We start from the raw sequence: 556 nt of genomic DNA on the forward strand, positions 1-556 counted from the left end.
GCGGACGCGGCCGAGCGGCGCGACCCGCATGAGCAGCACCGCGATGCCCGCGCCGAGCCCGACGGGCAGGGCGTACGTGAGGGCGCAGGCGAGCAGCGCGAGCGGAAAGTACCACCAGGCCGCGCCGAAGAACGCGCCGACCGCCATGAGGATCGGCAGGGTCAGCACGGTCGGCACGAGCGCCGCCGACAGGTACGTCTCCAGCACCTTCAGCGCGAACACGCGCCGCGCCGGGAGGGGCTGCGTGAGGAGGAAGTTGAGGTCGTCGCTGAGGTAGAGGGTGCTGATCGCGGTGGTGACGGCGCTGAAGGTCACGCCCGCCGACAGGACGATCAGGCCGATCTCCAGCACGCGCCGGAAGACGGCCGTGCCGATCGAGCCGAACCCGTTGAGGAAGCGCAGGGCGCGCAGGGTGCCCTCCACCTCGCCCCAGACGAGCAGCGCGGCCAGCAGGGCGAGGAACGCGAAGCCCGCCTTCGGCCCACGCGCGAGCGCGTTGACGAGCGCGCGGCCCTTGAGGCCCAGCAGGGACGGGGCGCGCGGACGGCGCGGTGGG

The 556-nt window shown here is 73.7% G+C and carries 1 protein-coding gene; it reads right to left on the bottom strand.

The window, feature by feature from the left end; all coding sequences use genetic code 11:
* The coding region (locus DEIPI_RS27535) for a putative ABC transporter permease subunit (RefSeq protein WP_425387822.1) at positions 1-528 on the bottom strand (528 nt) is incomplete at its 3' end.
* Positions 529-556 lie beyond the last annotated feature (28 nt).

It is taken from the genome of Deinococcus pimensis DSM 21231 (genome assembly GCF_000519345.1).
In the GTDB taxonomy this organism is placed as follows: domain Bacteria; phylum Deinococcota; class Deinococci; order Deinococcales; family Deinococcaceae; genus Deinococcus_A; species Deinococcus_A pimensis.